The sequence below is a fragment of the Bacillus sp. MUM 116 genome (assembly GCF_001866655.1).
Classification (GTDB): Bacteria; Bacillota; Bacilli; order Bacillales; family Cytobacillaceae; genus Neobacillus.
In genome coordinates this window covers 38,280-47,622 of record NZ_MLYR01000090.1, presented here as the reverse complement: position 1 = coordinate 47,622, position 9,343 = coordinate 38,280, and the positions used below count along the sequence as shown (strand labels likewise).

3 protein-coding genes are annotated in these 9,343 nt (G+C 40.1%); all 3 read left to right on the top strand.

Annotation, left to right across the window (positions count from 1 at the left end; all coding sequences use genetic code 11):
- The first annotated feature begins 251 nt into the window (after window positions 1–251).
- Complete coding sequence (locus tag BIV60_RS21140; RefSeq protein ID WP_083402375.1) at window positions 252–2,651, top strand: Ig-like domain-containing protein; 2,400 nt, start codon at window positions 252–254, stop codon at window positions 2,649–2,651.
- Window positions 2,652–2,909: 258 nt separating this feature from the next.
- Entirely contained in the window at window positions 2,910–5,663 is a 2,754-nt protein-coding gene (locus BIV60_RS21135) for a bifunctional YncE family protein/alkaline phosphatase family protein (RefSeq protein ID WP_071357696.1), read from the top strand.
- A gap of 153 nt (window positions 5,664–5,816) precedes the next feature.
- A complete protein-coding gene (locus BIV60_RS21130; protein ID WP_071357695.1) occupies window positions 5,817–8,909 on the top strand; it encodes an efflux RND transporter permease subunit in 3,093 nt (1,030 codons plus the stop codon).
- The last annotated feature ends 434 nt before the right edge of the window (window positions 8,910–9,343 follow it).

Here is a 9,343-nt window from a genome sequence, read left to right as displayed (position 1 = left end):
AATCCGTCCAAAAGGTTAAAGAACAACCTTTCGGCCGGCTTGTCTTGTGCTTGTCGGGGCTGAACAAGGCGCTTGCGCTTTTCTTAATGACAGCTCATCAATTTCCTGTTTTCCTGCTTTATTTCCAATGAATTTACAAAAACTTAATGTAACTTTGTGTTGCCTTAACAAAATAGAAATACTGCTTTAATAAAACTCTTATTTAATAGAGTTGTGAGTGAAAAAGTTTTTTACTTAGGGGGAGAAAATAAATGAAGAAACAACTTTTTGGAAAAAAAGGTGCGGCTATTGCCTTAGGATTAGCATTAACGATTCCCGCACTAACGCCTGCTGCTGCGGCGACAAACAGCCAAGTAAAAATTGATTCAGTTAAATTTAACGGAATGCCAGCACCAGCTACCATTAAACAAATGGTCGATACATATACCACAGCATCAGTAGATGTAAAATACAGTAATGGTCAAGTGAAAAAGTTCCCATTGTCCTATAAAAAACTATTTAAATCTGAAGATAAAGTTGCAGATAACAATGGTGAACTAATTGCTGCAGGAACACCAATTGATTATTATGGTGAACCAATCGTCGACACGAGTGTATCTGGAAAGCCTCAACATTTCGTTTCGGATGCTCCAGACTCAAACAGCTTACTAAATCCGATTAACGGAAAGCTTTATATGGTTACCCATTATGAATATCAAACATTAGATGCTTCAGGAAAATCTGCGTACGGTATTGTCCCAGCTTCCATGTCCTTAACTACTTTGGACCAAAATAGTAAAACCGGTGAATTAAAAGCAAAGGAAGTAAAGAAAATTGACTTCTCCAGTGTCAATGGACTTTGGATTCCTTGTAACGGATCTCTTTCACCATGGAACACTCATTTAGGTTCAGAAGAATACGAGCCAGATGCCCGCAGCTTTGAAGCGGACCCTAAATCATCAGCAAGAACTCAAGTGGAAAGCTTTGCGAAGCTTTATTTTGGGGATTCATCTAAAGCTAATCCTTATTTTTATGGGTATGTTCCAGAAATCAAAGTGAAGAATAATGGCAAAACAAAAGTAGAGAAACACTATAATATTGGCCGTTTCTCACATGAATTAATGAAAATGATGCCTGATAAACGCACTGCATTCTTTGGTGATGACGGTTCCTATACTACTCTGTTTATGTATGTAGCGGACCGTGCTGAAGATTTGTCAAAAGGAACTTTATACGCTGCTAAGTTCCATCAAACAGGTACTGAAAACGGTGGCTCAGGTGACTTAGAATGGATTAAACTTGGGCATGCTTCAGATAAGGAAATCAAAGCAATCATTGACAGCGGAGTTAAATTCAGTGATATTTTTGAAACATCTGATGCTCCTAAAGAAGGATTTACGGCCATTAAACAATACACTTATGGCAAAACGGAATATTTAAAAGTTAAACCTGGAATGGAGAAAGCGGCTGCCTTCTTAGAATCACGCCGTTATGCTGCAATGCTTGGTGCGACATCTGAATTTAACAAAATGGAAGGTGTTACACTGAATGAAAAGGATAACAAAGTCTACGTAGCGATTTCGGATCAAAGTAAAGGAATGGAAGCGAACCCTAGTGATCCTGTTGACGATATTAAACTGCCAAAAGTTAAATCAGGTGTAACCTATCAATTGGATTTAAAGAGCGGACAAAGAGATAAAGATGGAAACATCATCCTAAGTAAATATGTAGCAGCCTCCATGTCTGGATTAGTTGTAGGTGAAGATATGCCAGCAGCTGATTCATATGGCAATACGGCAAAGGTTGATTCAGTTGCCAATCCGGACAACCTTAGCTACTCAGAAGCAATGCGAACACTCTTTATTGGTGAAGACAGCGGAATGCATACAAATAACTATGTATGGGCGTATAATGTCGATACAAAAGAGCTAACGAGAATTTTATCAAACCCTGCTGGGGCAGAATCAACAGGCCTTTTTGCAGCAGATGACCGTAATGGTTTCTCTTATATCATGAGTAACTTCCAGCATCCTGGGGATGAACTAGAAGGAAAAGCGATTACAGCTGTCGATCAAGCAAAATTATTGGAAGCTATGGAAAAAGGAATTGGTATCAATAAAACTGGCGGTGTAGGCTATATCTCTGGTCTTCCTTCCTTTACGAACATGCCAGATTTTATTGCACCTAATGCTCCAACTATTAATATGGTGACAGACCAGTCTCCTTTAGTAACAGGAAAAACAGAAGCTGATGCAACTGTAACCCTTTATATTAATGGTAAAATGCAAAAATCTACAACTGCTGATAAAAATGGAAACTTTAAGTTTTCAATCACCAAACAAAAGGCAGGAACAGAAATTAAAGTAACTGCTGCTGATCAAGCCGGGAATGTTAGCAAAGAAGCTATTGTTAAGGTTGTTGATAAGACAGCACCTGGTAAACCATCCATCAATAAAGTAACCTCTAAATCTACTTATGTTACTGGTAAAGCCGAAGCCGGTTCAACGGTCTACCTATATAATGGAAAAAATGAGTTAGGTAAAGCAGTTTCAGATTCAAAAGGAAATTACAAAATCAATATGAAGGCTAAGAAAAAAGGTACCAGTTTGACCGTTTTTGCTAAGGATAAGGCTGGTAATAAAAGCACTTCTGTTTCTATCAGAGTGAATTAATAACAAAACAAATTGCAGCGATTAGAAACGAACTTGTTGAAAAAGAACCCAGATTGGGTTCTTTTTTTAGTAAAAAACTCGATGCACCAGTTATGTAACAAATTGGTAAATTTTCATACCAAAACTTTACAAATGGGTATATCGGTATAGTTAAAAAGTATGGTACTTCTTTAGTTGTAATTTACAATTACTGAAAAAGAGTTTAATAAAATAGGAGTAATCTATTCTTGTATTAAAAGATAGATAGGAGTGGTGATGATGTTAAAGAAGTTTAGAAAAAAGAAAAGACTTCTGGCCGGGTTGACCTTAGGTGCGTTCCTTCTTAGTTCTGCCGGTGTCTATGCTGCGCAGGATGGGGCATTTGGAAGCAATCTTGTAGGGGAACAGGCAGATGGTTCCGTTCAGACCCCTGTAAACCAATTGATCACACCGGCTGGAAAACAAATCGAATTTGGCGGGAACCCAATTTCTGTTGCGATTCATCCAAACGGGAAGACGGCTGTAACAATCGTTGGTCGAAACAATTACGGCGGAAAAGGCATCAATGTTGTAGATTTGGCAACGGGAAAAATGAACGTAACAGATTTTTCTATTGGACTTTCTACTATGTGGGGACTAGCTTATTCCAAAGACGGAAGCCAGCTTTATGCAACCGGTTCTACGGGTGGTACGGGTAAAGTTGTCGTTATGTCCATTGATGAAAACGGTAATCCTTCAATCAAAAAAACTTATAATCTTCCAAAACCCGCTATTGGTGGAAATATCAACCCGCTTGACCTAACTGTAGGACCACAAGGCCAGTTATTAGTAGCTCTCAACAGAGACAACAGCCTTGGAGTTTTGGATCCGCAAACTGGTACATTAACTGCTAAAATTCCAGTAGAAAATGCCCCTACGAGTGTTTTAGTAGATGGAAATACTGCATACGTTACCAACCAAGGCGGTAGAATTGCAAAAGCTGGCGACACGACAGTGGATTCATCCGGAACACAAGTTGTTGTAGATCCTAAAACAGGAGCCACTACAACAGGAACCGTGTCTGTTATTGACCTTACAACAAATAAAGTGACTAAAACTATCGAAGTTGGTGTGCAGCCTGAACGTATGACACAGTCAGGTCAGTACATATTCGTAACCAATACTAACAGTGACACGGTTTCTGTCATCGACTCCAAGACGAATAATGTGGTGCAAACTATTGACATTAAACCATATCCGAATGCGCATAAAGGCTCTGCACCTAACGCTGTTAAGGTAGTAGATAACAAGCTAATGGTCAGCCTTGGCCGAGATAATGCGATTGCTGTATATGACTGGAAGGGACCAGATAAAACTCCGGAACTGCAAGGATTATTGCCTACAGCATGGTTCCCTGTAGATTTAGCAGTAGATCATGAAAATAAGAAACTAATGGTTGCTAATGCGGATGGAATTGGTTCACGCGGACCTGCACGTGATTTAACAATTCAAGGAATCACAGTAACAGGTCACTCTTCTTATGCGCAAATGGGTTCCCTTTCGTTAATTCCGTTCCCTACAAAACAGGACCTTATTAAAGGAACCAAACAGGTATATGCGAATAACAACTGGTTTGGGTTAAAGGACTTGAACGCAAAGCCAAGAAATAATAAAAAACCAGTGGCCATGCCTGAACGTGTGGGTGAGCCTTCTACTATTAAACATGTATTCTATATCATTAAAGAAAACCGCACATATGACCAAGTCCTTGGAGATTTAGGCAAAGGCAATGGAGAACCGGCCTTAACTCAATTCCCTAGAACGGTTACTCCAAACTTTCATAAATTAGCTGAAACATACCCGCTTTTAGATAATTTTTATGTTTCCGGCATCCAGTCCGCCAGTGGACATCAATGGGTGATGCAAGGAACCAACACAGATTATGAAGATAAAGAGACCGATACTGCCAACGTTCGCAGCTATCCAGGTGGAGCCGGGGACCCAATGGCCTATGCACCTACAGGACATTTATGGGATCAGGCGCTTAAACATGGTGTTTCAGTAGAAAACTTCGGGGAAGATACGATTAGTTTTGCCGGTTCCGCACCATTTGGTACCTGGACAGATTGGTATAACGATTCATTAATTCTTTCAGGACAAAAGCAAGGCGATCTTCATGTTCCAATTGGAAACTATCAGGCAACCTATGATATTCCATCGCTTGGACCGATTACCGATAAAACGTTCCCAACCTTTGATATGAACATCCCGGACCAGTATCGCTTTGAGATATTCAAGAAGCAATTCGAAAAACATGTAAAAAATAATGATCTACCAGCATTGAACACTCTGTGGATTACAAATGACCATACTGCCGGAAATGCAACAGGTTCTCCTACACCGCAAGCAATGGTGGCGGACAATGATTTAGCTGTCGGTAAAATTGTTGACCTGATTTCTCATAGTAAATACTGGAAAGATTCGGTCATCTTCATTACAGAGGATGATGCTCAAAATGGGTTAGACCATGTGGACGGTCATCGTGAGCCGGCATATGTAATCAGTCCTTGGGTTAAAAGAGGAATTACAGATAGTCACTATTGGACAGTCATCAACATGGTTCGCAGCATCGAGCAGATTCTCGGACTTCCTGCCATGAACCAAAACGATGCGTCTGCAGAACCGATGAATGAGATTTTTACAAATAAGCCTGATTTTAGACCGTACAATTTTGAAGCAAATCAAATTCCGCTTGATACCTTAAATGGTTCGCCGAATTCCAATACGGCAGCACTTGCAAATACAGACAAAGTAACACCGCAGGCAAAGGAACTTTCGAAACAATGGACAGAATGGTCCAATAAAAACAAGAAAAAATTAACTGGACGGCATGCTTCACCGGATGATGTGAACACAAATATGTTAAACCATTCGGTCTGGTATGCAACAGAAGGCTTTGATAAACCATATCCTGGTGATAAAAAGGTTCACACGCCAGATGAAGTGGCAGAACAGCCGGAAAGCTTTGCACCATCTCCAGCGAACAATGATTAATTAGCCACTTAAGAGATAAAGCCCGAATCAAAACATATAGCTGCCCACAGGGTAGCTATTGTTATAATTGGATTTTTAAAGTTTAATAGGTAAGTTTTTAAATCATCCATAAGGGGGGAACATTTCCGGTGGCCTGCCCCGGGAAAAATTCATATGAACCGAATCATTGATGAAACGATAAAACGTGCCGTTCTTATTGTCACATTAATTGTCCTCATCCTCGTTTGGGGTGGGATGTCTGCCATACATATTCAACGGGATTACCTCCCTGAAATTAATAATTCAACCTTAATGGTCACTGTGCGTGCAGAAAATTATCATGCCGGGCAAGTAAAATCAAAGATTACGGAGCCCATTCAACAGGCTGTACGGGTAGTAGACGGTCTTCAAGATATTGAGACAAATTCTTTTAATGGCGGCTCACTGGTCAGTCTCAACTTTCCCATGAATTTTGATATGAAGCAGGCAGAGGAACAGGTATCAAAAGCCTTAGATGGGATTTCGCTGCCTTCTAATATAGAAAAACCGTTAGTGACACGACTAAGTACCCATTATCTTCCAATCATGAGAATAAGTCTAATGAGCTCATCTGACAATATAACAGAAAATACTCTTCGAACAGCCATTCAAGAAGATATTGTGAATCGCTTAAAAACAGTCCCAGGTGTAAAAGATGTTCTTGTTTCTGGTGGCGGAATGGCAGGCTATGCTGTTAATCTTCGAACGGACGATTTAAAAAAATCAGGCATATCTGTTGCTGATATAAAACAGTCACTTGCTGAAAACTATACCACTGGATTGGAAGGTCAGGTGTCAAACTCTAGAGACTCTATCCCTATCCAAGTTTCCGGCTGGGGATTAACAGGAAATGACTTGATGAAGCTTCCAATCCATACTCAAGAAGGCAAAACCGTCCCGCTTTCTTCTGTAGCTGATATCTCAAACTCGATCGTCAATTTGCAGACGATTTCAAGAACGGAAGGGAAACCTAGTGTCCTTTTAGATGTTTTAAAAACTCCTTCATCCAATATTACAGATGTATCCGATCGGATTAAAAGCAGAATAAAAGACATTCCTGCATTGAAAAATAAGGATGTACAACTTACTATTCAATTTGATCAGGGAGAACAGATCAATTCATCCTTAAAAGGTCTTATTAAAGAAGGTTTGCTAGGCTGCTTATTCTCGGTAATATGTGTCTTTCTCTTTTTCCGTAAAGTTCGTTCAACACTATTAATAGCTATTTCATTACCAATCTGTTTATTAGCAACAACTGGTTTATTAAAAGTAATGGGAATCAGCCTTAATCTGCTTACCGTATCCGGACTTATTGTTGCGATGGGCAGAGTGGTCGATGACTCGATTGTTGTTCTTGATAACATGAACCGAAAAGTGTATGAGATAAAAGAGAAAAATCGCGTTCATTTGTTAACGGGTGCTGTTTCCGAAATGATTCCTGCGATTGTCTCATCAACGGCGACAACCATTGCGGTCTATATTCCAATCGCTCTAATTGGCGGGATGGTGAGTGCTGCATTTTCTGGATTTGCCTGGTCTGTTGTCATCGCATTAGTGATTTCTCTGTTTGTATCCATCATGGTGGTACCGGCTCTTTACCATCTTTTTTGGAGGGGAGAACCTGTTGCTGTAAAAGATTATCTAGAACCGCTTGGAAATAAACTGTTTACTTGGATATTCAAACATAAGGGGAAAGTGGCGCTAATCACTCTGGCATTATTTTTGCTCACATCTGTGGGAGCAGTTTTTCTCCCAGTTAATTTTTTACCAGTGACGAATCGTACAGGACAACTGGGAATCCAAGTGGAAATGCCTAAAAATACGGCATTAACTGAAGTAGATGCAGAAGTAAAAAAATTGGAGGCATTATTGGGAGCCAATCCTAAAGTAGCTTCATTCTCTTCCGGATTAGGTTCGTCATTTACCCCTCAATCCGATGATGTTTTTGATTCAGGTGGCGGATGGATACAGAAGCCAAATATTGCAAATTTGTCGATAACAGTTAAGAAAAATATTGACGTGAATGCCTTTATGCCTTCATTGCAGAAACAATTAAGCTCTCTATCTAGCAAAGCGGTCTACACTGTATCGAATCAAAGCATTGCTGGCGATGATTCGCAATTAAAGATTAATCTTACAGGATCGGATAGTCAAACATTGGAAACAATGGCTCAAACGATACGAAACCAGCTTAAACTTGTACCGGGTCTCTCTGTACAAGGGGTTGCCGATGCAGAAAATCAGATCACTCAGTATGAGGTTACACTGAATCGTAAGGCGATTGAAAAATATGGTATTCAGCTGGACGATGTTTTAAATCGAATCCAGCAATATACAGCCGAAGGGACAAAAGGAGTTATCTCCATTAACCAAAATACTTTTCCAATTGTGATTCATTCTGATGTGCAAAAAGGTACTGGGAAAGATATTTTTTCCTTAATGGGTGGGGAAAGATTTCAGAATAGGGGCGGTCAAGAGGTGACATTAGATCAACTTGCGATCCTAACTCCCTCTGGTTCATCGGTGATGGAAGAGAAAGATGGAAAGCCATACGCTGTGGTTACGGCAAATATCATTTCCAGTGATATTGGAAAAGTAACGAAGGAGGTTAAAACAGCTCTTAAGAAAATACCGTTGCCAGAGGGTGTTCATTATTCTTTTGCAGGAGCTCCGCAGCAGGTATATGAAATGATGTATGAAATGGCACTTGCTTTATTCTTTTCCATTTTGCTTGTATTGATCATCATTAGTGCTGTTTTCCGAGGATGGAAAGCACCGCTATCGGTATTACTTTGTATTCCGTTAGCGTTTATCGGTTCAGTGATTGGTATGTTTATTTTTAGATTGGAATGGAATCTGGCGGCATTGGTGGGACTCTTGATGTTAACAGGAATAGTTGTTACAAACGGAATTGTCCTTGTAGATAAAATCGAAAGGAACATAGCAAGTGGGATAAAATTAGAAGAAGCGATTTTACAAGGAACATTGTCTCGTGTTCGTCCGATCCTGACAACAGCACTCACAACCGTTCTAACCCTGCTCCCGCTTGCACTTTCGGCGAGATCTGATTCGGTTATCTCGCAAACTCTTGGGATTGTCGTTGTCGGCGGAATGATCAGCTCGACCTTTATCAGTTTATTTATAATCCCAATTTGCTATCGCTGGCTGAATCAACTGCGAAAAAGTTCTTCTGGATCGTATAGAAAAGAGGAGCAATTAATTTCGTGAATCAGTAAATATACAGGTGAAGTATAAGAATCCTTTAATCCCTGAATGACAAATTTCAGGGGTTTTTTTCATGGTAAGAAATATTAATATTCGACTTTGAGAATTGTGCTCTAGCGCCCAGCGACTAGTGTACTTCACTCGCCTCCCTACGATAAGTCAACATCGAATCGCATTAAGTGCTCCTGCGCCACAGCAGACTCGAAGAAGCTGCTGTTCAGCTCGTCGCAAAGCTGCAAGATGTTATTCAGGCAGTTGCTTCGCTCTTCGTGTTTCCTTTATCTCAGTCGCCTCGCTCCAGTCCTGTCGTGCGCTAAACGGGCGCTTCCGCTTTTCTTTTTTACATTTTATTTACAATCCTTTTACACCTGGTTTAGAAAAAATCCTCAAAAATCAAATACAATATAGATAAATAAATACTTGGAGGGATTGGATGA

What these genes read in the sequence shown, in the direction of transcription:
- BIV60_RS21140 (WP_083402375.1), top strand. Translation starts at nt 252, where the DNA reads ATGAAGAAACAACTTTTTGGAAAAAAAGGTGCGGCTATTGCCTTAGGA.
- BIV60_RS21135 (WP_071357696.1), top strand. Translation starts at nt 2,910, where the DNA reads ATGTTAAAGAAGTTTAGAAAAAAGAAAAGACTTCTGGCCGGGTTGACC.
- BIV60_RS21130 (WP_071357695.1), top strand. Translation starts at nt 5,817, where the DNA reads ATGAACCGAATCATTGATGAAACGATAAAACGTGCCGTTCTTATTGTC.